Raw genomic sequence first — 24,048 nt, 5'->3', positions numbered from 1 at the left:
CGGCGGTCGCGGGGGACTTCCACGTCCCCATGCGGGCGAGGCAGTGCCCGACGCGGGCGCGGACCCGCCTGTGCGCTGCGTCGTGGGCCTGCTTCCGGCCGGACGGTTCCTCGCCCGGGCGGCGGGCCCCGACGGCCCGAACAGCGGCGCCGGTCGCCGGACCGTCAGGTCGGCCCCCCGGTACGCGGCTGCCAGGAGGGTCCGGTCCGCCGGCGGCGGCTTCCGCGTCCGCCCCCGGCCGGGGGCGTCGACACCCCCGCGGCGCGGATGCGTCACCGGCCGGCCGAACGCACACGGGCCCGACCCGGCGAACGGGACCGTCAGGGACGGCCCGGATCCCGTGATCGCACCGGCCACAGCCGAGGTCATCCCACGGCAGGACCGCTTACGGGACGCCCCTCGGCGAAGGGCGGCGTTCCGAGCCGAACGGGCACGCACGGAGAGGAATCCGGAGGACCCGAGGAAGAACCGGAGGCCCCCACCGGCGATCCGGATAATATATCCGATATCTCTCCGGATCCATTTCGGACAACCAGGAAACGGGGCGGGAAATACGTTTCCCGACAACTCCCCCATTGGGGTGGCGAAGGGCGCACCGCCCCGGCCGGGCGGGAGCCCGGCCGGGGTCCGGGGATCAGGTGAAGCAGTTGCCCGACTGCTTGACGAGGTAGGTGGCCGACGCCCAGCGGTTGGTGCCGAGCTGGCGGAAGCCGTTGGTGGTGGACTGGGTCGCGTTCACGATCGCGCCGTTGGCCAGCGAGCCCACGACGGCGTAGCCGGTCCCGGGGCCGCTGCGGACGTTGAGCCCGCCGCTGGCACTGACCTTGTACGTGCACCAGATCGTCGCGGCCGCGGGCACCTGCTCCGGGGCGGGCGCCGCCTGGGCCGGGGCGGACAGTCCGATGACGGCGGTGCCGGCGGCGAGGGCCGCGGCCGCCAGGCCCCGGGCGACACGGCGGGATTTCGTAGCCTTCACAGGTTTCCTCCATTATTCAACGGCTTGATCGAGAGACCTCGGCCGAGGACGGGCTCCGATAGGGGGCAGACCGCCGGAATCCACGATCAGAGTAACGAGAAAGCCCATTCCGCGCATGACTTCGACCACATCAGGCCACCTTCTCGGCATTCTCCGGGAAAAAATCACCCCGACTTCTTTCAAGGGTTGACTCGACCCTTTGTCCGGATTATGCTTCGGACCCCGAAAAGAGACTCGGTACCAAATGCGAGCGAGCCCCGGAACCCTCCGCGCCCCGGTTCCGCGCCGGGCGGCCGTCGGCCCGGGGCCGGCGGCGGTGCGGCACGGGATCGAACGGGGCCCGCGACCGGGGTTGAATGGAGGCGGGAGGGGGCCCGCGGCGGGCTCCCGTCGTCTGTTGGGGGAACCTCATGACCGTGCCGCTGGTGATCGACACCGATACCGCGCAGGACGACTGCGTCGCCCTGCTGGTCGGCCTGCTGGACCCGGCGGCCGACCTGCGGGCGATCACCATGGTCGCCGGGAACGTGGGCTTCGAGCAGCAGGTCCGCAACGCCTTCATGACGCTGAACGTGGCCGCTGTCGACACCCCGGTCCCCGTGTACCTGGGCTGCCGGGGGCCGCTGGTGCGCCCGTGGGTGAGCGCCGAGGACGTCCACGGGGACGGCTCCGGCGGGCTGGCCATGGACCACGCGGGTCTGGAGCCGGAGGCCGAGCACGCCGTGGACGCCCTGGTGCGGATGGCCGCCGAGAACCCCGGCGAGCTGTCGATCGTGGCGATCGGCCCGCTCACCAACATCGCCGCCGCCGTGGTGAAGGACCCCGCGTTCGCGCGAAACGTGAAGTCGCTGTTCGTCATGGGCGGGTCGAACAACGGCCGCGGCAACATCACCGCCGCCGCCGAGTTCAACTTCTACGTGGACCCCGAGGCGGCCAAGGCCGTGTTCGCCGCCGGGTTCGACATCACCGTGGTGCCGTGGGACCCGCTGACGCTGCGCCAGGCCGTGTTCGGCCAGGAGCGCCTGGACGAGATCGCCGCGCTGGGCACGCCGCTGTCGCGGTTCTTCACCCGCATCTGCGCGGCGACGCTGGAGTTCGACCGCAGGGTGGGCATCGACGGCACCACGCACCCGGACTCTCTGACCGCCGCCGTGCTGCTCCACCCCGAGCTGGTCCTCAGGGCCTCGCCGTACCACGTGGACGTGGAGACCGCCGGGGAGCTGACCCGGGGCTACTCCGCCATGTCCTGGGGCGTGCACGGCCTGGAGCCCAACGCCCGGGTGGTCGAGGAGGTCGACGCGGAGGCGTTCTACACGCTGGTCAGGGGCCTGCTGGCGCGGGAGACCGCCCCGGGCCGGGAGATCACCGGCCTGTGAGGGTGATGACGCCCTGGGCGGCGGCGACGGTCGTCTCGCCGCCCCCGGCGTCGACCGTCACCAGGTCGCAGCGGCACAGGGCGCGGCGGCGGGTGTGCTCGACGACGTGCGCGCGGGCGCTGAGGCGGACTCCCCGGGCCGGGCGCAGGTACTCGATGCCGAAGCCGCCGGTGAGGACGGACGGACCCAGGACGGTGCCGCCGGCGAAGGTGAGCGCGTTGTCGGCGGCGTAGGAGAGCACGCCGCCGTGCAGGAAGCCGTTCTGCTGGAGCAGCTCGTCGCGGACGTCCAGTTCCAGGACGGCGCCGCCCGGCTCGAAGCGGGTGATCCGCGCGCCGAGCAGCCTGCTGAAGGGCTGGGCGTCCAGGACCGACGCCGCCAGGGCCAGGGCGTCGGCCCCACCCGGGAGGGCGGCTTCCGGTGCGGGCTCCTCGGCGGGCATGGCGGTCCTGCCTCTCCTGTGCGCTCGTCGGTCCCGGTGCGGGTCCCGGGGCCCTCCTCCGCCGGAGGAGGGCCCGTGGTGCAGGCTCCCACACCCGTCCGCGCGGCCGCCGCCGAGGCCCCGGCTCCGCGGGGCTCCCCGGGGAAGGGGCGGGGTCAGACGTTCTTGACGACGATGCTCTCGACCGTGTTGGCCACGTGCTCGAACGCGTCGGCGGCCTCCTCCAGCTCCTCGATGACGTCCTTGAGCTTGAGCACCGTCAGCGCGTCGTACTCGCCGCTGAACAGCTTCGCCAGGAGCTTTCGGTAGATCCGGTCCGCCTGGTTCTCCAGCTGGTTGATCTCGATCCAGTACCGGGTGAGGTCCTTCATGCTGCGCAGCCGCGGCATGGCCTCGGCGGTCAGTTCCGCGGCGCGCTCCAGCACCTCGATCTGGTCGATGATGCCCTTGGGGAGCCGGTCCAGGCCGTAGAGGCCGATGAGGTCGACCGCGGCCTCCATCGAGTCCATGACGTCGTCGAGGTTGGAGGCCAGACGGTAGATGTCCTCGCGGTGCATGGGAGGTGCCGAACTCTTGTTGAGGCGGCGCATGATCGCGTGCGTGGCGTCGTCGCCCGCGTGCTCGCAGGCGCGCATCTTCTCGGTGATGGCCTCGCGGTCGGCCCCGTCACTCATCAGCTCCACCAGCAGGCGGGCCGCGATGACCAGGTTGTTCGCCGAATCGGTGAACATCTCGTAGTAACTGTCATCACGCGGGCGCAAACGCAGGCGCACGTCGTCTCTCCCGATGGTGCGGTGGGTCTTACCTGGTGGATGTTAAGCGGGTCCGCCGAGCGGCTCGTCGGGAAGCGGGGGGTCTCCGCGACGCTCCCGTGCGCGGTCACCCCTCGTTCATCCGGCGGAACCGGTGCGTGGATCTCCCTGGGGGACGGGGTCCATCGCATTCCTCCCAATCTCAACGACACCGGGACGGTTCGGGACGCTACCGTGTTCCGCGCCCGCTGACCAGCGGAACGCTGAGACACGAATCACTCGATCGGTGGGAGCCCGGCGGACGCCGAACCCCCGGTTCTCCGGTGTCCACTTTCAGGCCATTGGGCGGCAATGGCAAGTATCCCCTTCATTCATCCCGGCGTTGACCCGGGGCGGGGTCTCCGCCCACGTCGGAGGAGGACCCTAGGCTCGGGGCATGCCGTCCACTCTCACCCCCGCCCTGGTACGCCGGGTCCGGCTGGCCCTGGCCGAGGCGGGCGCCACCACCCGCGAGAACCTCGGCGCCGAAGACGCCGTGGCCCTGCTCGTCCGCACCGCGCTGGCCCCCGGGGCCGCCCGCCCCCTGGTGAAGCTCGCCGTGCGGGCCTCCCTGGCGCTGCTCGCCGAGCGGGCGCCCGGCAACTCCCTGGAGATCCGCGTCCCCCCGCACGGAGCCGTACAGGCGATCGAGGGCCCACGTCACACCCGGGGCACCCCGCCCGGTGTGGTGGAGACCTCCCCCGGTGTCTGGCTGCGCCTGGCCGTGGGCGAAACCGCCTGGGCGCAGGCGGTCGCGGACGGGGGGGTACAGGCCAGCGGCACCCGTTCCGACCTGTCCGGACACCTGCCCCTGTGGCCCCGGGTGGTGCCGCCCTCATCCCCAGGCACTAAGCTGTGAGCGTGTCGTACTCCGACGGCCGGCTCTCCATGGACCTCGATCCGCTCGAACGCGGCCCGCAGGACGCCTGCGGTGTATTCGGGGTCTGGGCTCCCGGCGAAGAAGTCAGCAAGCTCACCTATTTCGGCCTCTACGCTTTGCAGCACCGCGGACAGGAGTCCGCGGGCATCGCTTTGAGCGACGGGGAACGGATCGTCGTCTACAAGGACATGGGACTCGTCTCCCAGGTCTTCAACGAGGCGACCCTGGACTCCCTGCGCGGCCACCTCGCCATCGGCCACTGCCGCTACTCCACCACCGGCTCGCCGGTCTGGGAGAACGCGCAGCCGACCTTCTACACGGCGCGTGAGGGGGGTCTGGCACTCGGCCACAACGGCAACCTCATCAACACCCCGGAACTGGCCGCGATGCTGCCCGACACCCGGCGCAACGCGACCACGGACACCGAGGTCCTCACCAACCTGCTGGCCTCCCGGGCCCGCGACGGCAGCACCGTCGAAGAGGCCGCCATGGAGCTGCTCCCGCAGGTCCAGGGCGCCTTCTCGCTGGTGTTCATGGACGAGACCACCCTGTACGCGGCGCGCGACCCGCAGGGCATCCGCCCGTTCGTCCTGGGCCGCCTGGGCGAGACCTCCGGCGCCGGCGGCTGGGTGGTCGCCAGCGAGACCGCCGCCCTCGACATCGTGGGCGCCGAGGTGGTCCGCGAGATCGAGCCGGGCGAGCTGCTCACCATCGACGAGCGCGGCGTCCGGTCCCGCCGGTTCGCGCCCGCCCGCCGCAAGGGCTGCCTGTTCGAGTACGTCTACCTGGCCCGTCCCGACACCACCATCGCCGGGCGCAACGTCAACTCCACCCGCGTGGAGGTGGGCCGCCGCCTGGCCCGGCAGCACCCGGTGGACGCCGACCTGGTCATCCCGGTGCCCGAGTCCGGCACGCCCGCCGCGGTCGGCTACGCCGAGGCCAGCGGAATCCCGTTCGCCCAGGGCCTGGTCAAGAACTCCTACGTGGGCCGGACCTTCATCCAGCCCAGCCAGACCCTGCGCCAGCTCGGGATCCGGCTCAAGCTGAACCCGCTGCGCGAGGTCATCGAGGGCCGCCGCCTGGTGGTCGTGGACGACTCGATCGTGCGCGGCAACACCCAGCGCGCGCTGGTGCGGATGCTGCGCGACGCGGGCGCCGCGGAGGTGCACGTGCGCATCTCCAGCCCGCCCGTGCTGTGGCCCTGCTACTACGGCATCGACTTCGCCACCCGCGCCGAGCTCATCGCCGCGAACCTGTCGGTGGACGAGATCGCCGCGTCCGTGAACGCCGACAGCCTGGCCTACGTCGAGCTGGACGAGCTGATCGCCGCCACCACGGTGCCCGAGAACGACCTGTGCCGGGCCTGCTTCGACGGCGTCTACCCGATCGAGGTGGACCCCGCCGCCCGCGGCAAGTACCTGCTGGAGAAGTCCTGCGGGACGCCCGAGGGCTCGACCCTGGCCACCAGCACCAAGTAGCCGTCCGCACGGCGGTCCCGCCGTGCGCGCCGTCCGCCGTGCCCCGGACCCCGGGGTGCGGCGGCCGTCCGGCATCAACGAGCACCAACCATCACAGCACGAGGAGAACTCGCGTGGCAGCCGACAGCAAGGCGACGGGGGCGTACGCCGCCGCGGGCGTCGACATCGCCGCCGGGGAGCGCGCCGTCGACCTGATGAAGCGCCATGTCGCGCGGACGCGGCGCCCCGAGCAGGTCACCGACGCCAGCGGTTTCGCGGGCCTGTTCCGCCTGGACACCACCAGGTACAAGGACCCGGTGCTGGCGACCTCCACCGACGGCGTGGGCACCAAGGTGCTGCTCGCCCAGAAGCTGGACCGCCACGACACCATCGGCATCGACCTGGTGGGCATGGTCGTCGACGACCTGGTGGTCAGCGGCGCCGAGCCGCTGTTCATGACCGACTACATCGCCTGCGGGGCGGTGGTCCCCGAGCGGATCGCCGAGATCGTCGGCGGCATCGCCGAGGGCTGCCACCAGGCGGGGTGCTCCCTCATCGGCGGGGAGACCGCCGAGCACCCCGGGGCGATGGGCCCCGAGGAGTACGACCTGGCCGGCGCCGGGACCGGCGTGGTGGAGGGCGACGCGATCCTGGGCCCGGACCGGGTCCGCGAGGGCGACGCCGTCATCGCGATGGCGTCCTCGGGCCCGCACTCCAACGGCTACTCGCTGATCCGCCACATCGTGGACACCGCCGGGCTGGACCTGACGGCCCACGTGCCGGAGCTGGGCGGGGAGCTGGGCGAGGCGCTGCTCACCCCGACCCGGATCTACGCCAGGGACTGCGTGGCGCTGACCGGCGCGGTGGAGGTGCACGCGTACTCGCACATCACCGGCGGCGGGCTGGCGGCCAACCTGGCCCGCTCGCTGCCCGGCCACCTGGACGCGGTGCTGGACCGCTCCACCTGGACGCCCGCCCCGGTGTTCGGCCTGCTGGCCGAGAAGGGCGGCGTGTCGCGGGAGGACATGGAGGCCACGTTCAACATGGGCGTGGGCATGGTGGCGGTGGTCGCGGCGCAGGACGAGGAGCGCGCCCTGGAGGTGCTCTCCGAGCGCGGTGTCCCGGCCTGGCGCCTGGGCACGGTCACGGCGGGTTCCGGGCTGGCGCACCTGAACGGCGACCACCCCCGCGCGTGAGAAGAGGACACGAACATAGCCGGTGCGAACCACCGCAGTGGTTCGCACCGGCTATATCCACCTGTCCGGCCCGGTCCCTGGTGGGGGACCGGTGGTGTCCGCAGGTCTGTCGTGTTTGTCCGAGCGACCTGGAAGCCCCGTCCGACGCACTGCCTACTTGTCGGACTCCGTGTACTTCTCGGCGAGATCCGCGTAGCGGTCGATCAGGTCATCGTGAGAATCCGCGTAGGAATCGTCCGGACCCGGTCCGGTCGGTCCCTCATCCTCAGCGACACCCAGCTCCGACCGCAGCCGATCAAGGTCGGTCCCACCGGTGCTGTACTTGAGCTTCCGGGCGACCTTCTGCTGCTTGGCCTTGGCTCGGCCGCGCCCCATTGGCTCGACCCCCTCAACGATGGGGTTCCGACGGAACCCCGGATCACTTAACTAACCCGCACTAACGGGCTGACGGCCGTCAAACGCGACTGACGACAGGCGTCAGCTTACGTACACGTACAACCGTACCTGGTCGGGCCCCGCCGTGCCTACGCCACCCGGGTGTGACGGATGTGGTGGAGGGACCCGGGACGGCCCGGCCCGCCGCCGGTCGGCCCCCCGGAAACCCGCTCCGAGCGGGGGATACGGGATTCGGGCGTGGCGAGTGCCACACGGCGGGATGTGTGCCACGATGCGTTCCGTGCTGCCCTACACCGCCTATCTCCGCGTCTATCAGCCGATCGACTCGTTCGCGCCGGACGAGAGGAGACGGTGGGAGGAGTACTCCGGTTCCCCCGGCCGGCCGCGCCGGGCCCGGGCCCTGGCGGCCGAGCAGGCCGAGGCGCTGGGCCGCCTGGTGGTCACGCCTCCGCTGGTGGCCCCGCGGGAGGAGAGCCGGGACGCCTACCTGCGCCGGGTGGAGGGGCGGCTGTACGTGTGCCCCTGGGAGACCCGGCTGCGGTCCTGGCGGGCGTTCACGGAGTTCGCGGAGCGGACGCCGCCGTCGCTGAGCGGGGTGTTCGTGCCCGAACGGGAGGCCGAGCGGGTCGAGGAGGGGTACCGGGAGTGGCGGGCCTCGGGGGAGCGCATCCGGCCGGGGATCCTGTCGAGCAACTGGACGGTGCCGGTGCCCTGGTTCGTGCCCTTCGCGGACGGAGAGCGCCGCCTGGTGCCGTCGGCGGGGCCGACCCGGGCCCTGCTGTACCTGACGCGGGTCGCGACGGCCCTGGAGCGGCTGGAGCGCACCGAGGCGGTGCTGACCGAGCACATCGGACGGCACGCCGTCTCGGCCGCCACGGAGCGGCTGGTGGACTGGCTGCGGTCGGTGGCCCACCCGGCCTCCCTGCTGGAGCTGGACTACGGCGGGCTGGTCCACCTGCTCGACGACGCGCAGCTGGCCGGGGAGCGGTCCGTGGCGGAGGTGGCCGAGGCGGTGGGGGCGCTGGCGGCGGGCGACGCGGAGCGGGTGGTGGAGCTCCGGGACCGGCTGCTGCACCGCTGGAGGTCGATCCGCGCCCTCGAGCACGCCAACTGAGGGTGATGGGATGCCCAGGTTTTCATGGACACCGACTCCGGTTCCGTCGTGAAATTCGGGGGTCGACACGCCCGCGACGCGCCGCCCGCCAACCTGGTACACCAGGTTTCTTTTCGCCCGCCGGGGTCGTTTGCGCACGTGACAACGGTGCGAGCCCGGACGTCGCCCGCGCACGACATCAAGCGTGGTGAAACTGGGCATAACGCCCGTTAGGGATCGACGTAGACTGTAGTCGTCCGATCACTGAAAGCACCACCGACCATCGGAGAACCCCTACGGCGCGGGCGATCCCGCGCAATCCGTCCGCTCCCGAGCGGCCTGCGGAGGGGGAATCCCGCCGCCGACGGCCCCGCCCTCCCCCGGCGGACCGAACGGAGGCCCGACCCGGCGACCGCGGGTCCGACCCGGGGTTTCGGTCAGACCTCCGTAGCACTTCGTGTTCTCCGGATCGAGAAAAACGAGGCCCGAGAACGAAGTTTTGACCGAATACGCCACATGCCACTAAACGTGTCGCTAGAATCACTTAGCGTGACGCAGCCACGGACGGCTTCCCGGGGCCTCCCCTGAGCAAAGTTGCTGAAAGTGGCTGCACCATCACCTCGGGTGATGCCAGTATGGACACATATTGGTCATCCGGGCGAAGCGCCAGGATCACAGGCTCAAGGATCGGCACACAGATCCAGGAGGAGAGGCCGTACACATGTCAACTCGCACGCCCGAGGCGGAGCCCCTGTTGACCCCCGCCGAGGTTGCCACCATGTTCCGCGTGGACCCCAAAACCGTGACGCGCTGGGCCAAGGCGGGCAAGCTGACCTCGATCCGCACCCTGGGCGGACACCGTCGCTACCGTGAGACGGAGGTCCGTGCCCTGCTGGCCGGCATCCCCAGCCAGCGTACGGAGTGATCTCCCCGGTCCGAGTCGCTGATTCCGGGGGGAACCGGCCGGTCGGACTCCCGGCCGCCGACACAGGCTGACAAGACCCGAGGGCGGGCCTTCACCGAGAAGGCCCGCCCCCTTGCGTTCCCGGGTCAGCCCCGGCGGAGCCGCACCCCCAGCGCCCGCCCCCACCTGCGGATGGGACATTCGTACCGGCGGGGTCCGTACATTTCCTTCTACAGCGGACCGCCGCCGCTCCGTAGCGTTCGGGGCATGGACAGGACGCACACGGCACCCCCGGCCGTGACACTCAACGGGGTCGTCAAGGAGTTCGGCGCGGTGCGCGCCCTGGACGGCGTGGACCTCGCCGTCGGCGCCGGCGAGCGGGTGGCCCTGCTGGGCCGCAACGGCGCCGGCAAGTCCACCGCCGTCGACATACTGCTGGGCCTGGACGCCCCCACCGCCGGGACCGTCCGGCTGTTCGGCGCCTCCCCCCGCGCGGCCGTCGACGCGGGCCGGGTCGGGGCGATGCTCCAGGACATCCGGCCGATCCCCCGGGTCACCGTCCGCGAGCTGGTCGGGTTCGTCGCCCGTACCCACCGCGCGCCCCTGCCGGTGGCCGAGGCGCTGGAGCTCGCCGGGCTGACCGCGGTAGCCCGCCGCCGCGCCGACCGCCTCTCCGGCGGCCAGACCCAGCGGGTGTGCTTCGCCCTCGCCCTGGTCGGCGACCCCGACCTGCTGGTCCTGGACGAGCCCACCGCCGCCCTGGACGTGGCCGCCCGCCGCTCCTTCTGGGAGTCCGTGCGCGCCCTCACCGACCGCGGCACCACGGTGCTCTTCTCCACCCACCACCTGGACGAGGCCGACCTCAACGCCGACCGGGTCGTCGTCATCGACCGGGGGCGCGTCATCGCCGACGACGCCCCGGAGCGGATCCGCCGCTCGTTCGGCACCGGGGTCGTGTCCTTCGCCCTGCCGGCCGGGGCCGAGCGCCCCGCCGGGCTGGAGCGGCTGCCCGGGGTGGTGTCCGTGGAGGACCTGGGCGGCCGCGTACGGCTGCGCACCACCGACTCCGACGAGACCGTGCACGCCCTGGCCGCCCTGGGCCGGGTGCGCGACCTGGAGGTCGCCACCGCGAACCTGGAGGAGGCCTTCATCGGCATCACCTCCGGACCCGGCGGGACCCCCGACCGCGGAACCGCCTCCTCCTCCCGAAAGGCCGACCGATGAACCGCACCGCCGCCCTGCTGACCGCCTACGTCGGCCTGGAGGTCCGCCGCACCTACCGCGACCCCGGCTTCGTGGTCTTCGGCCTGGGCACCCCCGTGCTCATGTACGTGCTGTTCACCAGCATCGGCCAGGGGGGCGGCCCGGTCGACCCCGGCTGGGCGGTGGCCTCCATGGTGGGCCTGGCCGCCTACGGCGCCCTCGGCGCGGGGCTGTCGGCCGGGACCGCCGTGGCCGAGGACAAGTCCACCGGCTGGCTGCGCCTGCTGCGGCTGCTGCCGCTGCGGTCGTGGACCGTGGTGGCCGGACGGGCGCTCACCGGGTCGCTGATGGTGCTGCCCGCAGTGCTCCTGGTCCTGGCGACCGGGGCGGTCCTCAACGGGGTCCGGCTGGAGGCCTGGCAGTGGGTCGCGCTGGCGCTGCTGCTCTGGGCCGGGTCGCTGCCGTTCGTACTGCTGGGCATCGCCAACGGGTACCGGCTGTCGCCCTCCGCGGCCGGGACGACGAACATCGTGGTCAACCTGGTGCTCGCGCTGTTCGGCGGCCTGTGGTTCCCGCTGTCGGAGTTCCCCGGCGTGCTGGCGGCCCTGGCCGCGTGGTCCCCTGGCCACCTTTTCGGGGCTCTGGGGTGGGACACCGTCGCCGGGGGCGCTCCCGCGGCCGGTACCGTGGCGGGACTGCTCGGGTGGACCCTGGTGTTCGGGGCCTACGCGGTGCACTCCTTCCTGCGACCGGCGACGAAGGGATAGGGCCCCATGGACCGGCCGAGGGGCGGCGGAGGAGCCGCCGGGACCACCGCCGCGGGCGGCGGGGACGACGGCTGCGGTGCCGGGGGCGCGGACCTGTCGCTCGCGGCGGCGGGGCCGCCCGGGCGCACCGCGCTGCTGCCCGGGCTGCTGCTGACCGCCGGCGCCGTCACGGACCTGTTCGACGGAGCGCCCTGGCCCTGGCTCGGCGGGGCCGGACTCGTGGCGGTCTCGGCCCTGTACGCCGCCGTGGTCACCCGGGACCTCTCCCCGCCCCGGTACGCGGGCCGGGGGCTGGCCGCCCTGCTCCTCGCCCAGGCGGCGCTGACCACGGTGCTGGCGCTGGTCTACGGCGACACCTGGGTGTTCCTGTTCATGATGGCGGCGCTGGCCTGCGGGACCGCCCTGCCGGCGGTGCCGCTGGTGGGGGCGCTGATCGTGCTGGGCGGGGCGGCGGGGGTGATCGCCGGGCACCGGGGCGACGCCCTGTGGCTGCCGATGATCTCCGGGTACGGGACGTTCATCTCGGGGATCATGGTGTCCGCTCTGATCGGGCTGGGCGAGACCGTGCGGGAGCTGCGCCGGACCCGGGAGGAACTGGCCCTGGCGGCGGTGGACCGGGAGCGGCTGCGGTTCGCCCGCGACCTGCACGACCTGCTGGGGCACAGCATGTCGGTGATCGTGGTGAAGGCCGAGGCGGTGCGCAGGCTGGCCCCGCGCGACGCGGCGGCGGCCGCCGCGCAGGCCGCCGACATCGAGGAGGTGGGGCGGCGGTCCCTGACCGAGATCCGGGAGGCGGTGTCCGGGTACCGGGACGGCGGGCTGGCCCTGGAACTGGAGCGGGCCCGCTCGGCCCTGGCGGGTGCGGGCGTCGCGCTGGCGGTGCGGCGGTCGGGTCCCCCGCCCCCGTCGGAGGCGGAGGCGGTCATGGGCTGGGTGGTGCGCGAGGCCGTGACGAACGTGCTGCGGCACAGCGGCGCCGGGTCGGTGGAGCTGGAGGTGGAGCACTCCGGCGGTGCCGTGCGGGTCACCGTGACCGACGACGGGCGCGGGACCGCGCCCGCAGGGTCCCCGTCGGCCGGGGAGGGCCCGGGCGCCGGAGACGTCCCACGGACGGGGGAGGGAGCGCGGGTCGGCGGGAACGGCCTGGCCGGGCTCCGCGAGCGGCTGGCCCTGGCGGGCGGGCGCCTGGAGAGCGGCGGCGTGCCCGGGGGCGGGTTCCGGGTGGCGGCCGAGCTGCCGGTCTCCCCCGCCGGTGAGCCTGCCGCGACCGCCGGGACGGCCGGGCCCCCCGGGGCCGACCGGGGCACCGGAGCGGCCGGAGACGGCGGCGCGGACCGGCGTCCCCCGGGGCACGGGGAATAGCGGAGGCACCAGGGGCTGCCGGGACGGCCGGGCTCCCCGTGGCCGATGGGACGGCCGGGTCCCACAGGACGGACCACCGGGGTCACGAAGGTGCCGGGAGCGGCGGAGGCGTCGGAGGCGGCGGCTGTGCCGGGGACGAGGGCGCGGCGGGGAGGTCAGGGGCCCGGGGGCCGCCCGGGGCAACGAGGTCGGGGCGGCCCCGGAGCCCCCGGGCGGGTTCAGAGCCCCAATGTGCCGGAGAGCCGGGTACGGCGGGGACGCCCGGGGCGGCGCAGGCGCCGAGAACACCGGGGCGGCGCCGGATCTCCCGGAGACGCCCGGCACCGGGAGCACCGGAAACGCCCGGGCCGCGAGAACACCGGGGCGGCGCGCCCGGCCCGGAAGGACGGGGGCCGGGGGCTCCCCGGGACGGCGGTGCCTGGAGGCGCGGGCGCGGGGATCGGCGGGTCCGCCGGGAGGGGTGCGAGCGCCTGGGCCCCGTTCCCTAAGATGTGCCGCATGACCGCTACCGACGTCCCCGCCCCCTCCCCCGTCCGGGTCCTGCTGGCCGAGGACCAGGGGATGATGCGCGACGCGATGGCCCTCCTGCTGGGCCTGGAGGAGGACCTGGAGGTCGTCGCCATGGTGGGCGAGGGCCCGGCGGTCGTGCCCGCCGCGGTGGAGCACCGCGCGGACGTCGCCGTCCTGGACATCGAGCTGCCCGGGTGCAGCGGCCTGGAGGCCGCCGCGGAGCTGCGGGAGCGGCTGCCGTCCTGCCGGGTCCTCATCGTCACCACCTTCGGCCGCCCCGGATACCTGCGCCGGGCGATGGAGGCGGGAGCCGCCGGGTTCCTCGGCAAGGACGGGCCCGTGGAGGAGCTGGCCGCGGCGATCCGGCGGGTGGCCGCGGGCGGGACGGTGGTCGACCCGGCCCTGGCCGCCGCCGCGCTGGGCTCGGAGCCCGACCCGCTGACCGCCCGGGAGCGCCAGCTGCTGGCGGCCGCCGTGGACGGCTCCACGGTCGCCGACATCGCGGCCCGCCTGCACCTGTCGGAGAGCACCGTCCGCAACTACCTGTCGTCCGCCATCGGCAAGACCGGTACCCGCAACCGCACTGAGGCGGCGCGGGTGGCCTACGAGAAGGGCTGGCTCTGAGCCCGGCCCGGCCCCGCCGCCGGTGCGGGCGCCGAAGCGGCCGCAGGTGCGGGGCGGCCCCGCCCGGGCCTCAGTCGCCGAGTCGGTCGTCCATGGCGCTGGTGCGCTTGCGGGCCAGGAAGGTGGCGGTGGAGCCGCCGCCGACCGCCACCAGCGCCGCGGTGATCAGGGCGGCCAGGGAGCTGCCCGTCATCGCCAGGCTGTTGTTGGAGCGCTCCTGCGCCTGCGGGGAGGTGTCGACACGGCCGCTCGGGGACGGGGAGGCGCCCGCCGCGTAGGTCGAGCCCAGCGCCCAGGAGTCCGCGAAGTCGACGGAGAAGCCGTTCCCGTCCCCGGCGCCGCCGACGCTCACCGAGACGACGAGCCGGGAGCGGGCTCCCTTGCCCCGCCAGTCCGGGTCCTCGTCGTCGAAGGTCTCCTGGACGCGGGCGAAGCCGACCTCCACCGGGACCTGCCGGACCGTCTCCCCCTCCTTGTCCATGATCTCCAGGGTGTGCTCGACGACCACGGCCCGCCCGGGCCGCAGGCCCTCCACGGGCACCCCGAAGGCGCTGAGGGCCCCGTGGTCGAACCCGGTGCCGGTGTGCCCGGAGAACCCCGCCGAGGCCGTGGTGGCCACGTCGGCGACGGAGACCTCCAGGGCGTTGTCGTCGGCCGAGACCCGGCGGGTGTCGGCGTCGTCGAGGGCGATGACGCCGTCCGAGGGGCTCTCGCCCGGTGAGGGGCTCTGCGGGTGGGGGCTCTCCGCCTCCTCGCTGAAGTACGGGAGGTCCTCGTCGGTGGGCGGCTGCTGCGGCCGGGGGTCCTCCTCGCGCTCCGGGGTGGGCGCGTCCCAGTAGGGGGTGAGCGGGTCCTCGCCGTCACCGGAGGGGGCGTCCTCCGGGGAGGAGGAGGGGGCGGTGTCGGCGCCCGAGGGCGCGATGTCGGTGTCGGAGGGCACGTCGATCATGCCGAGGGCGACCAGGTCCACGACGGTGAGGCGCAGGACGGCCGACTCCACCGTGGCGGTGGCGGTCGCGCCCTCCCCGTCGACGACGGTACGGCTGGAGCCCTCGACCTCGATGTAGGGGGCGAGCGGGCCGTACACCTCGTCGGTGTCGCCGCGCTCCTCGTCGGCGCCGCCGAAGCTGACGGCGGTGGAGTAGCCGGAGACGGCGTCGCCGTTGGCGGCCCAGGCCTGCGCGTTGCCCCACACGAGCGGGTCGACCGCGGCGGCGGCCGCGGCGGCCGGGGGCGCGGCGGCGGTCAGGGCGAGCGCGGCCGCGAGCGCGGTCGCGGCGGCGCCGCCGAGGAAGCGGTGTGCTGTCGTTCTGGCGGGGGTCACCACGGCACTCCTGTAGCTACTGGGGGATGTCCGGCCGTACGGCCGGTCCCGTGACCGGGCCCGGAGGGCGGGGTTCACGGGGGGCACCGCGCACGGGTCGCGGCACGCGGGGCGGCGGGGACGACGGCCTTCCCGCCCCGGGGAAGGGGCCGTGCGGGGCTCGGGGCGCTGGGCGCCCGCACGGTCGAGCCTAACGGCTCGGTCACGAAACGGAAACCGTTCCCCTCCGTGTGATCTCCCACCGTGAGGATCCGGACACGGATTCAACGGCCGTCGGCACCGGGGAGTTCCACGGGATCCGGGAAACGCGAACGGCCCCGGGGAGGGGTCCCCGGGGCCGTGGCGGTCACCGTGTCACCGGCGGGTCAGGGCCGGTGGTGCGGTGGCGTGTGCCTAGTTGTCGTTCTGCTCGGCGGGAGCCTCGACGGCGGCGGTCTTCTTGCGGCGGGCCAGGTAGGCGGCGGCGCCACCACCGGCGGCGATCGCGGCACCGGCGGCGATCAGGCCGCCGATCGGGCTACCGGTCGTGGCCAGGGCCTCGGACGGCTTGACGGCTGGCTTCTTGTCGTCGCCCTCGGGCTTGGAGGGCTGCTCCGGACGCGGCTTCTCCTCGCCCGGGTCGGGGTTCTCGCCCTCGTTGAGGGTCAGGGTGCCGACACCGGTCTCGGCGACGGTGATGTAGTCGACCAGCTCGCCGTCGACCTTGAGGTCGTAGTCGAGGATCGCGTAGGCGTCGTCCCAGAGGTAGCCCTCGAAGTCAGTGGTCTCTTCCCACTGGTACGAGTCGGGGGTGACGGTGAGGTTGACGCCCTCGGGAGCGGTGACGTTGCTGACGGTGCCCTCGTTGATGCTGTAGGAGACCGAGCCGTCCCAGCTCTTGAAGGTGCTGACGGAGATACCGGTGATGGTGGCCTCGACGAGGATCTCGTCGGAGTCGGCGACCGTTTCGCTGTTGGTCTCGTCGAGCTGGAGGACCGTGGCGTCGGCGTCGGCGCCGCCCTCGGCCTCGGGGGAGCTCTCCGGGGTCTCGACCGGGGTCTCGGTGCCACCCTCGGCCGGGGCGGTGGGAGCGGGCTCCTCGGCCTCGCCGCCCTCCCCACCGGAGGTGTCGTCGCCCTCGGAGTCGTCACCGTCGGTGTCGGTGGGCTCCTCGGTGGGCTCCTCGGTCGGCTCGACCTCCTCGTCGGTCTCCTCGTCCTTCTCCTCCTCCTTCTCCAGCTCGTCGTCCTCGACGTCGGTGACGGTGATCTGGATGCGGACGGAGGGGACCTCGACCGTGGAGCGGACGCCGTCGGCGCCCACCGAGGCGGTGGTGGTGCCCGACCAGGAGGCCCAGCCGTAGTCGACGGAGAAGGAGTCGCTGGCGGTGCCGTCCTGGGTCTCGACGAAGCCGGCGCCACCCTCGGAGGCGGCGTAGGCCCAGCCGTACTGCTCGACGTCGGCGGCGGCCGGAAGGGCCGTCGCGATGCTCAGCGCACCGAGGGCCGCGAAAGCGGCACCGCCCTGGATGATGCGGCGAGCGGCGATTTTCGAAGTGGTCTTCAAATCAATCCTCTAGGGGACCCCGACCCGTGCTCGCCGGGTCGGCCTGGTTCAGTGCAACGCTCAAGGGCGGGTGCGGCCGCGCTGCGCGGGGGACTGGGACCAGGGGTCGGATGGGGATTCGGGAAGGCATGCAACAAGGCCTTCACCAGGGAGAATCGACTGCGGTCCCGGACGGAAGGGCCTGCGGAGCCGATGCGGGAAACTTCCCGTTTCCTCACGGAAACCATACACGGGGAGAATGACCGAAAACATCCGAAAATGGATAACAAGAAGGTCACAGGAAAGGCTCCGACTACCCTCCGCAAAGGCTCGGATTCGCTCGAAATTTTTTCTCCGTATCCTGTAAACCGATCAATCACTGAAGCGTCTTACTATGAAGTACCTCGCACCGGAGGGGTGTTCCGCCCGGTTCGCCCGGTAGGTTGTGGGGCATGCCCGTCTCCGCACCGACAGGGCCCCGGAGCCGCGCCACCCGCGCCCTGTACCTCGTCCCGCTCCTCGCACTCCTCGCCGTCGGCTGCGCCCCGGCCTCAGGAGCGGCACCCGACGCCGACCCCACCGCCGCCATCCCGCTCCCGGGACCCGACGACGGCTCCTCCGACGGGGGGACCGGGGACGCCGGCGGGCAGGACGACACCGCGCGCGAACCCGTCGGCGACGGCCCGCTGCACGACAGGGTCGTGGTCATCGACCCCGGGCACAACGGCGGCAACGCCTCCGCCGCCACCGAGATCAACCAGATGGTCCCGGCCGGCCCCCAGGAGAAGGCCTGCGACACCGTCGGCGCCGAGACCGACACCGGCTACCCCGAGCACCTCTTCAACTGGGAGCTGTCCCTCCTGGTCAAGGAGCGGCTGGAGGCCGACGGCGCCACCGTGATCCTCACCCGCGAGGACGACGAGGGCGTGGGCCCCTGCATCGACGAGCGCGCCGAGATCGGCAACGAGGCGCAGGCCGACGCGGCCCTGTCCATCCACGCCGACGGCGGACCCGCCTCCGGGCGCGGCTTCCACGTGATCGTGCCGGGCGAGGTCGAGGGCTACACCGAGGACATCGTGGAGCCCTCCCGGGAGCTCGCCGAGGACCTGCGCCGCGAGTACCGCGAGGGCACCGACATCCCCTACGCCGACTACCTGGCGCAGGACGGCCTGGACGAGCGCACCGACCTGGGCGGGCTCAACATGTCCACCGTGCCCAAGGTCTTCCTGGAGGCCGGGAACATGCGCAACGCCGAGGACGCCGCCCTGCTGGAGGACCCGGAGTGGCAGGAGCGGGCCGCCGCCTCGATCGCCCGCGCCCTGGCCGTCTACCTCATGCGGAAGTGAACCCGGTCCGTGCGACCGCAGTCGGCCACCGGGCCGCTCCGCTATGGCGCCGCCCACGGGCCCTCGGCATAATGCGGGCATGAACTCCCCCCCGGTGGTCCCGGACTTCGACATCGTGCTGCGCGGCTACGACCGCGTCCAGGTCACCGACCTGCTGAACCGCGCGATGACGACCCTGGCCGCCGGTACCGGGGCCCCGCCGCACCCCGACATCCCGGCCGGGACGCCGACGATCACCGCCGCCGGACTCGCCTCCGCGGAGCTCGACGTGGTGCTGCGCGGGTTCGACCGCGTCCAGGTCGCCGACGTCCTGGACGGCCTCGCCCGCGACATCGCCCGCCTGGAGGAGGCGGGCGGGGGCACCGCGGCCCCCGCCGCACCCGCGGCCGAGGAGCCTTACCCGCCCCGGCCGCAGCTCGACGTCGTCCTGCGCGGGTACGAGCGCGAGCAGGTGTCGGAGCTCCTCGACCGGGCGTTCGCCACCCTGTCGGCCCGCACCGGGGTCCCCGCCCCCTTCGGCACCCCGCCGGAGGCCCCGCCCGTCACCTCCGCGGAACTCGCCTCCGCGCGGTTCGACGTGGTGCTGCGCGGCTACGACCGCGTCCAGGTCTCCGACACGCTGAACGACCTCGCGCGGCGCATCGCCCGGACGGAGGCGCCGGGCGTGCGGGAATGACCACCCTGAGAACCTCCTGAACTGCACAATAGGGACCATGCCTCTGACACCGGCGGACATCCGCAACAAGAAGTTCCACACGGTGCGTCTGCGCCCGGGATACAACGAGGAGGATGTCGACGCGCTGCTCGACCGGATCGAGATGACGCTCGTCGCCCTGGAGGGCGGACCGCGCAAGGGCCCGCTCATCACGGCCGAGGAGGTGCGCAACTCGCGCTTCCGCACCACCCGGCTGAGCCCGGGGTACCGCGAGGACGAGGTGGACGACTTCCTCGACGTCGTGGTCGCCGACCTGGCCGGGCGCGGGCTGGGCAGGCCCGGTCCGGCCGCCCCTCCGCTGCCCCCGCACCCGTCGGCGGCCCGCGGAGCGGCGCCCCCGCCGCCGCCCCCGCCCGCCGGCCGGGGCCGCCCGGGGCCGCCGCCGCGGCTGACGCCCCAGCAGGTGCGCGACCAGCAGTTCGCGACGACGAGGCTGACCACGGGCTACAACGAGCAGGAGGTCGACGAGTTCCTGGACCGGGCCGAGTTCACGCTGGAGGTGCTCCAGCAGGGGCGGCCGGACCGGGCGACGCTGTCCGCCAGGGATGTGGAGCGGGCCCAGTTCTCGACCACCCGGGCCCGGCCGGGGTACGACCCGGCGCAGGTGGACCGGTTCCTGGACCTGCTCGCCGAGGAGCTGCGCCGGTACGAGCACCCCTGAGTGTGCGGCGGAACCCCGGACAGGGTTTCGGACAGCCCGATGGCTCGCGAAAGGTGGACCGGAACCGCTATTGACACGCCGTCGCGCTGAACACCCATCTCCGAGGAAGCGGAAAGTAATATTTGGATACAGGGAGTGACCGACCCTGGATTCATCGTTCCCGCGCCCGAGGGGAGGCCACATGTTCCGTGCCGTGCCCGCGCAGGGCCGCTTCAGGAGTTGTTCGGTACACGGGGCGAGCGGTTGCGGATACGTCCCGGGGACCCGGTATCCGGCCGCCCCCTACTGCCGGTCGGTGCGGCCGGGCGGTCGCGGACCCTACGAGCTGGGCGACGGGGAGGAGATCGTCCCCGCCCCGGCCCACCCGTGGGAGACCCCGCTGCTGGCCGTGTGCGTCGCGGTGAACGCGCTGCTGCTGGTCCTGGGCGCGCACCTGCTCCTCAGGCTGACCGGCACCTGGCAGGCCCCCGCCCTGGCGCTGGCGCTGGTCCCGGCCGCCTGCTGGCTGGCCCGGGGGCTGCGGTACGCGCGGCACCGGGCCGAGTCCGTGAAGATCTCCCCCACCCAGTTCCCCGAGGCGTACCGGGTGGTCGTGATGCTGTCGGCGGCGATGGGGGTGGGCACCCCGGAGGCGTACGTGCGGGTGGACGGCGGCCCGGCCGACGCGGGGGCGCACGGGCTGCGGCGCTACCTGGTGCTGTCGGGCGAGCTGTTCGACGACGACGGGCGGGTCGGCGACCCGGACGCCCTGGCGTTCGCGGTGGCCCACCAGCTCGGGCACGCGGTGGCGGGGCACACGGGGTTCTGGCGCCGGGTCGCGGTGCTGGGCGCGGACCTGGTGCCGCTGTTGGGGGCGGCGCTGGCGCGCTGCTCGGAGTACACGGCCGACAACCACGCCTACGCGCACTTCCCGGAGGGGGCGCACACGGTGCGGGCGCACGCGGGCGGGGTGCGGCTGTACCCGCGGGTGAACATGGGAGAGATGGCCGACCGGGCGCGCACCGACCGCGGCTGCACGCTGCTGCTGTACCACCTGCTGTCGCGGCGGCCGGGCAACGTGCGCCGGATGGCGGCGCTGCGCGACCGGGGCCGCCGCGGCCGCGTCTTCCTCTGACCCGCCCGCCGGGGGCCGGAGCGCAGGAAAAGGGGCCGCCCGGGGTCGCGGAACGGCCGCGGGCACACGGCCGCGGCGGTGCCCGACGGGGCGGGGCCGCAGACCCGAAGGCCCCGGAGGGCGCCCGAACGGCCCGGGTCAGCGGATGTAGACGGGCTCGGGGCGGGGCTCGCGGGCGTAGGCGATGCGGTCCAGGATGCGCTGCGACATGGCGGGCAGCTCACCGGGGGCGAACCAGCCCACCTCCAGGGTCTCGTCCCCGCCGGCGTCCGGGGCGCCGCCCACCGGGCGGCAGCGGAACGCCAGGTCCAGGAACTGGACCCGGTCGCCGTTGGGGTAGACGTGGGGCTCCTGGCCCAGCACGCTGACCAGCCGCTCGACCTCGACGACCAGGCCGGTCTCCTCCCGGGTCTCCCGCACCACGGCCACGGCCGGCTGCTCCCCCGGTTCGAGGATGCCGCCGGGGGTGGCCCAGCGGCCGTCGTCGGCGCGCCGGTGCAGCAGCACGTTGTCGTCCTCGTCCAGCACCACGGCGGTCACCCCCACGAGGGGGACCAGGGCCGGACCGATGTGATCGCGCAGCTCGCGCAGGAACTCGGGAACGGGCATGCCCTCGAGGCTAACGGCCCCCGGTACCGCCGCCGGCCCCGGCGCGCGAGGCCTCGTACTCGTGGGCGAGCACCGACATCAGGACGGCGTCGTGCCACTCCCCGTCCCAGTGCAGGGCGTGGCGCCACACGCCCTCGCGGACGAACCCGGACTTCTCGTAGGAGCGCTGCGCCCGCGGGTTGAAGTCGAACACCTCCAGGGACACCCGGTGCAGGCCCGCGACGGTGAACGCGTACTCCAGGACCAGGTCCGTGGCGGCGGTGCCGTAGCCCTTCCCGGTGGACTCCGTGCCGAAGAGGGCGATCCGGTAGCCGACGGACGCGTTGTCGGGGTCCAGGTCGATGAGCGCGCAGTCGCCGACGGTGGTGCCCCCGGCGCGTTCGACGATCACCCAGTCGGCGCGGTCGTGGTGGTCGGGGCGGGTCCGGTTCCACTCCTCGGCGGCCTCCCGCGTGAACCGCCGGTGGGTACCGGTGAGGCGGCGCACCTCCGGGTCCATGTCGACGAGGGCCTCGACCATGGGGGCGCCGGTCTCGGCGTCGAGCGGGCGGAGTTCGACCAGGTCGCCGGTGAGGACCGGCTGGTCGCGGAAGACGTCTGCGGGGACCATGGGCCGCATCCCATCACCGGGCGCGGACTTCCGGCAACCTGTTTTCGGCCCGCCCGGTACGATCCGGACACGGCGGTGCGTTGACGAGGGGGGTCCCCGTGGCGGTGGGTTCGGGAACGGTGGGCCTGCGCACGGTCCGCGAGGCCAACCTGGGGGTGGTGCTGCGCACCATCCGCGAGTCCGCGCCGTGTTCGCGGGCGGCGGTGGCGACGGCCACCGGTCTGAACAAGACGACGGTTTCCAGCCTGGTCGCCGACCTGATGGCGCGCGGCCTGGTCCGGGAGACCGGCCGGACCGAGCAGAACGGGGTGGGCCGCCCGGGTGTGCTGCTGGACCTGGACGACACGTCGGTGGCGGCGCTGGGCCTGGAGGTCAACGTCGACTACCTGTCGGTGGTGGCGGTGGACCTGGTGCAGCGGGAGCTGACCGCCCGGCACACGCCGTTCGACGCGCGGGCGGCGGGGCCGCAGGAGAGCGCCCGGCGGATCGTGGAGGCGCTGCGCGAGGCCGCCGACGACCCGGCGGTGCGCGGGCGGACCGTGGTGGGCGCCGGGATCGCGGTCCCGGGGCTGGTGGACTCCCCCACCGGGACGGTGCGCCGGGCCCCCAACCTGGGCTGGTCCGACTTCCCGCTGGGTGAGCGGGCGCAGTCGCTCGGCTTCCCGGTGCAGGTGGACAACGACGCCAACCTGGGGGCGGTGGCCGAGCACCGGGTGGGCTCCTTCGCGGGGACCCCGGACCTGGTCTACGTCACCGGCGAGGTCGGCATCGGCGCGGGGGTGCTCACCGGCGGCGCCCTGCTGCGCGGCGCGGGCGGGTTCGCCGGGGAGCTGGGGCACCTGGCGCTGGACCCGGACGGCCCGGAGTGCTCGTGCGGGCGGCGCGGCTGTCTGGAGGCGGTGGCGGGCATCGGCGCGATCCTGCGCGACGCGGTCCCCGACCTGGCCCCGGTGCACCCGCCGTCCGGAGAGGACGTGGCGGCGCTGGTGGACACGGCGGTGGGCCGGGCCGCGGCGGGCGACGGGGTGGCGGTGGCGGCGCTGGAGCGGGCCGGGACCCGGCTGGGCCGGGGGCTGGCGGCACTGGTGAACCTGGTGGACCCGGGACTGGTGCTGCTGGGCGGGTACTTCGTACCGATGGGCCCGTGGCTGCTGCCGCGCTGCCGGGCCGCGCTGACGGCCGGGGTGTTCGCCGCGGACGCGGGCGGCTGCCGGGTGGAGCCGTCGGCGCTGGGCCTCAGCGCGGCGGCTCGGGGAGGGGCCGCGGGGATCATCCACGCCCTGGACTCGGGCGCGCTGCCGCTGCCCGCGCCGAAGGCGGGGTGACCGGGCCGGCGGGGCACGGCCCCTCGGCCCCCGCTCCGCTACCGTGTACCGCGGCGGCGGGACCGTAGCGCAGAGGTCGTCGCGCCCGACTGCTCATCGGGAGGACGCCGGTTCGAATCCGGTCGGCCCCGCCGCCCCCGTCACCGTTGCCGGCCGGCCCCGCACCGTTGCGCTACGGTGTGCCGCGGCGGGGCCGTAGCGCAGAGGTCGTCGCGCGCGGTCTCCAGAACCGTGAGGACGCCGGTTCGAATCCGGCCGGCCCCGCCACCCCGTTCTCGGGGCGGGCACCGGGCCCGATCCCGTCGGTCCGGAGGCGTTAGTGTGTGCCGCGGCGGCGGGGCCGTAGCGCAGAGGTCGTCGCACCTGCATTGCGTGGAGGAGGACGCCGGTTCGAATCCGGCCGGTCCCGCCGCCCTCGGTGCGCTATCTTTCCCGCAGCGGTGGGACCGTAGCGCAGAGGTCGTCGCGCCCACTTTCCATTGGGGGAGGACGCCGGTTCGAATCCGGTCGGTTCCATCCCGCTCTCCCCGCCCCGGGCGGCCGGGACCGTGATCGGCGGAACCGCTACGCTCGACGCGTGGCGGGGGCGTAGCGCAGAGGTCGTCGCGCCTACACCTCATGGAGGAGGACGCCGGTTCGAATCCGGCCGCTCCCGCCACCCGGCTCGTTCGCACCACGCCCACATGCGAAAACGCGGAAAAACGGGGGGAAACCCCCGAAACGTCCGCGGATGTGGCTAGACTCCCTGCTCGGCAGGGCCGTAGCGCAGAGGTCGTCGCGCCGGACAGCGAGTTGGAGGACGTCGGTTCGAATCCGACCGGTCCTGCCGCCCTCTCTTCTGCA

Annotated in this window: 23 protein-coding genes, 4 tRNA genes and 1 pseudogene; 20 read left to right on the top strand and 8 right to left on the bottom strand. The window is 73.7% G+C overall.

The genetic code is table 11. The features are described from left to right. Positions 1 to 634: 634 nt before the first annotated feature. A complete protein-coding gene (locus ACSUPR_RS18465) occupies positions 635 to 976 on the bottom strand; it encodes an SH3 domain-containing protein (RefSeq protein ID WP_436885901.1) in 342 nt (113 codons plus the stop codon). Between the two features lie 410 nt (positions 977 to 1,386). On the opposite strand from ACSUPR_RS18465, the gene ACSUPR_RS18460 reads away from it, so the two are divergent. Continuing rightward, positions 1,387 to 2,352, top strand: a complete 966-nt coding sequence (locus ACSUPR_RS18460) for a nucleoside hydrolase (protein ID WP_436885900.1) — start codon at positions 1,387 to 1,389, stop codon at positions 2,350 to 2,352. Here the strand turns inward: ACSUPR_RS18460 and ACSUPR_RS18455 are convergent. Both ACSUPR_RS18455 and ACSUPR_RS18450 read right to left on the bottom strand, forming a co-directional pair. Continuing rightward, the gene (locus tag ACSUPR_RS18455) at positions 2,339 to 2,794 is read right to left on the bottom strand and encodes a PaaI family thioesterase (RefSeq protein WP_436885898.1); all 456 of its coding nucleotides are present in this window, start codon (positions 2,792 to 2,794) and stop codon (positions 2,339 to 2,341) included. The genes ACSUPR_RS18460 and ACSUPR_RS18455 overlap by 14 nt on opposite strands. 155 nt (positions 2,795 to 2,949) lie before the next feature. Next, a complete protein-coding gene (locus tag ACSUPR_RS18450; protein WP_436885897.1) occupies positions 2,950 to 3,567 on the bottom strand; it encodes a DUF47 domain-containing protein in 618 nt (205 codons plus the stop codon). A 415-nt stretch (positions 3,568 to 3,982) separates the two neighbouring features. On the opposite strand from ACSUPR_RS18450, the gene ACSUPR_RS18445 reads away from it, so the two are divergent. The 3 genes from ACSUPR_RS18445 (at position 3,983) to purM (ending at position 7,118) form a co-directional block, all read left to right on the top strand. Continuing rightward, on the top strand, positions 3,983 to 4,444 hold the full coding sequence (locus tag ACSUPR_RS18445) for a sterol carrier family protein (RefSeq protein WP_436885896.1): 462 nt from the start codon (positions 3,983 to 3,985) through the stop codon (positions 4,442 to 4,444). 2 nt (positions 4,445 to 4,446) lie between these two features. Continuing rightward, positions 4,447 to 5,943: an amidophosphoribosyltransferase gene (gene purF, locus ACSUPR_RS18440; RefSeq protein ID WP_436885895.1), complete on the top strand. Its 1,497-nt coding sequence runs from the start codon at positions 4,447 to 4,449 to the stop codon at positions 5,941 to 5,943. A 113-nt stretch (positions 5,944 to 6,056) separates the two neighbouring features. Beyond that, positions 6,057 to 7,118, top strand: a complete 1,062-nt coding sequence (purM, locus tag ACSUPR_RS18435) for a phosphoribosylformylglycinamidine cyclo-ligase (protein WP_436885893.1) — start codon at positions 6,057 to 6,059, stop codon at positions 7,116 to 7,118. 153 nt (positions 7,119 to 7,271) lie between these two features. Here purM and ACSUPR_RS18430 read toward each other — a convergent pair whose 3' ends face one another. Next, positions 7,272 to 7,493 (bottom strand): DUF3073 domain-containing protein, encoded by a 222-nt coding sequence (locus ACSUPR_RS18430; RefSeq protein WP_436885892.1) that lies wholly within the window; start codon positions 7,491 to 7,493, stop codon positions 7,272 to 7,274. A 301-nt stretch (positions 7,494 to 7,794) separates the two neighbouring features. Here ACSUPR_RS18430 and ACSUPR_RS18425 point away from each other — a divergent pair, with 301 nt between their 5' ends. The 6 genes from ACSUPR_RS18425 to ACSUPR_RS18400 all read left to right on the top strand — a co-directional run bounded on the left by ACSUPR_RS18425 (position 7,795) and on the right by ACSUPR_RS18400 (position 13,977). Beyond that, positions 7,795 to 8,628: a hypothetical protein gene (locus ACSUPR_RS18425; protein WP_436885890.1), complete on the top strand. Its 834-nt coding sequence runs from the start codon at positions 7,795 to 7,797 to the stop codon at positions 8,626 to 8,628. A gap of 700 nt (positions 8,629 to 9,328) precedes the next feature. Then, positions 9,329 to 9,532 (top strand): developmental transcriptional regulator BldC, encoded by a 204-nt coding sequence (gene bldC / locus ACSUPR_RS18420; protein ID WP_013155387.1) that lies wholly within the window; start codon positions 9,329 to 9,331, stop codon positions 9,530 to 9,532. Between the two features lie 246 nt (positions 9,533 to 9,778). Then, a complete protein-coding gene (locus ACSUPR_RS18415) occupies positions 9,779 to 10,735 on the top strand; it encodes an ABC transporter ATP-binding protein (protein WP_436885889.1) in 957 nt (318 codons plus the stop codon). Continuing rightward, on the top strand, positions 10,732 to 11,481 hold the full coding sequence (locus tag ACSUPR_RS18410) for an ABC transporter permease (protein ID WP_436885888.1): 750 nt from the start codon (positions 10,732 to 10,734) through the stop codon (positions 11,479 to 11,481). Before ACSUPR_RS18415 ends, ACSUPR_RS18410 begins: the two co-directional genes overlap by 4 nt. 6 nt (positions 11,482 to 11,487) lie before the next feature. After that, positions 11,488 to 12,843 carry a sensor histidine kinase gene (locus tag ACSUPR_RS18405; RefSeq protein ID WP_436885886.1) on the top strand — a complete coding sequence of 452 codons (1,356 nt, stop codon included), beginning with the start codon at positions 11,488 to 11,490 and terminating at the stop codon, positions 12,841 to 12,843. Positions 12,844 to 13,341: 498 nt separating this feature from the next. Further along, complete coding sequence (locus ACSUPR_RS18400; protein ID WP_436885884.1) at positions 13,342 to 13,977, top strand: response regulator transcription factor; 636 nt, start codon at positions 13,342 to 13,344, stop codon at positions 13,975 to 13,977. Positions 13,978 to 14,047: 70 nt separating this feature from the next. Here ACSUPR_RS18400 and ACSUPR_RS18395 read toward each other — a convergent pair whose 3' ends face one another. After that, the gene (locus tag ACSUPR_RS18395) at positions 14,048 to 15,301 is read right to left on the bottom strand and encodes a hypothetical protein (RefSeq protein WP_436885882.1); all 1,254 of its coding nucleotides are present in this window, start codon (positions 15,299 to 15,301) and stop codon (positions 14,048 to 14,050) included. A gap of 393 nt (positions 15,302 to 15,694) precedes the next feature. Next, a complete protein-coding gene (locus tag ACSUPR_RS18390; RefSeq protein WP_436885881.1) occupies positions 15,695 to 16,846 on the bottom strand; it encodes an LPXTG cell wall anchor domain-containing protein in 1,152 nt (383 codons plus the stop codon). 431 nt (positions 16,847 to 17,277) lie between these two features. On the opposite strand from ACSUPR_RS18390, the gene ACSUPR_RS18385 reads away from it, so the two are divergent. The 4 genes from ACSUPR_RS18385 to ACSUPR_RS18370 all read left to right on the top strand — a co-directional run bounded on the left by ACSUPR_RS18385 (position 17,278) and on the right by ACSUPR_RS18370 (position 20,661). Next, positions 17,278 to 18,171, top strand: coding sequence for an N-acetylmuramoyl-L-alanine amidase (locus ACSUPR_RS18385; protein WP_436885880.1), 894 nt, complete (start codon positions 17,278 to 17,280; stop codon positions 18,169 to 18,171). A gap of 79 nt (positions 18,172 to 18,250) precedes the next feature. Beyond that, positions 18,251 to 18,847 (top strand): DivIVA domain-containing protein, encoded by a 597-nt coding sequence (locus ACSUPR_RS18380; RefSeq protein ID WP_436885879.1) that lies wholly within the window; start codon positions 18,251 to 18,253, stop codon positions 18,845 to 18,847. A gap of 28 nt (positions 18,848 to 18,875) precedes the next feature. Next, entirely contained in the window at positions 18,876 to 19,547 is a 672-nt protein-coding gene (locus ACSUPR_RS18375) for a DivIVA domain-containing protein (RefSeq protein WP_436892050.1), read from the top strand. 181 nt (positions 19,548 to 19,728) lie between these two features. After that, a complete protein-coding gene (locus ACSUPR_RS18370; RefSeq protein ID WP_436885878.1) occupies positions 19,729 to 20,661 on the top strand; it encodes a M48 family metallopeptidase in 933 nt (310 codons plus the stop codon). Between the two features lie 138 nt (positions 20,662 to 20,799). Here ACSUPR_RS18370 and ACSUPR_RS18365 read toward each other — a convergent pair whose 3' ends face one another. Together ACSUPR_RS18365 and ACSUPR_RS18360 are read right to left on the bottom strand one after the other, a co-directional pair. Then, positions 20,800 to 21,270: an NUDIX hydrolase gene (locus ACSUPR_RS18365; RefSeq protein WP_436885876.1), complete on the bottom strand. Its 471-nt coding sequence runs from the start codon at positions 21,268 to 21,270 to the stop codon at positions 20,800 to 20,802. Between the two features lie 10 nt (positions 21,271 to 21,280). Next, entirely contained in the window at positions 21,281 to 21,880 is a 600-nt protein-coding gene (locus ACSUPR_RS18360) for a GNAT family N-acetyltransferase (RefSeq protein WP_436885875.1), read from the bottom strand. A 98-nt stretch (positions 21,881 to 21,978) separates the two neighbouring features. On the opposite strand from ACSUPR_RS18360, the gene ACSUPR_RS18355 reads away from it, so the two are divergent. From ACSUPR_RS18355 to ACSUPR_RS18330, 6 genes and pseudogenes are all read left to right on the top strand, one after another. Next, entirely contained in the window at positions 21,979 to 23,205 is a 1,227-nt protein-coding gene (locus tag ACSUPR_RS18355; protein WP_436885874.1) for an ROK family protein, read from the top strand. A gap of 58 nt (positions 23,206 to 23,263) precedes the next feature. After that, a tRNA-Ser gene (locus ACSUPR_RS18350) sits at positions 23,264 to 23,336 on the top strand. A 58-nt stretch (positions 23,337 to 23,394) separates the two neighbouring features. After that, positions 23,395 to 23,472, top strand: a tRNA-Trp gene (locus tag ACSUPR_RS18345). Positions 23,473 to 23,647: 175 nt separating this feature from the next. Continuing rightward, positions 23,648 to 23,721, top strand: a tRNA-OTHER gene (locus tag ACSUPR_RS18340). A 66-nt stretch (positions 23,722 to 23,787) separates the two neighbouring features. Next, a tRNA-Glu gene (locus ACSUPR_RS18335) sits at positions 23,788 to 23,863 on the top strand. A gap of 96 nt (positions 23,864 to 23,959) precedes the next feature. Then, a pseudogene (locus ACSUPR_RS18330) lies at positions 23,960 to 24,031 on the top strand. Positions 24,032 to 24,048: the final 17 nt, after the last annotated feature.

The sequence above is a fragment of the Nocardiopsis dassonvillei genome (assembly GCF_964273065.1).
Taxonomy (GTDB): Bacteria; Actinomycetota; Actinomycetes; order Streptosporangiales; family Streptosporangiaceae; genus Nocardiopsis; species Nocardiopsis dassonvillei_B.
This window is presented reverse-complemented; position numbering and strand designations above follow the sequence as displayed.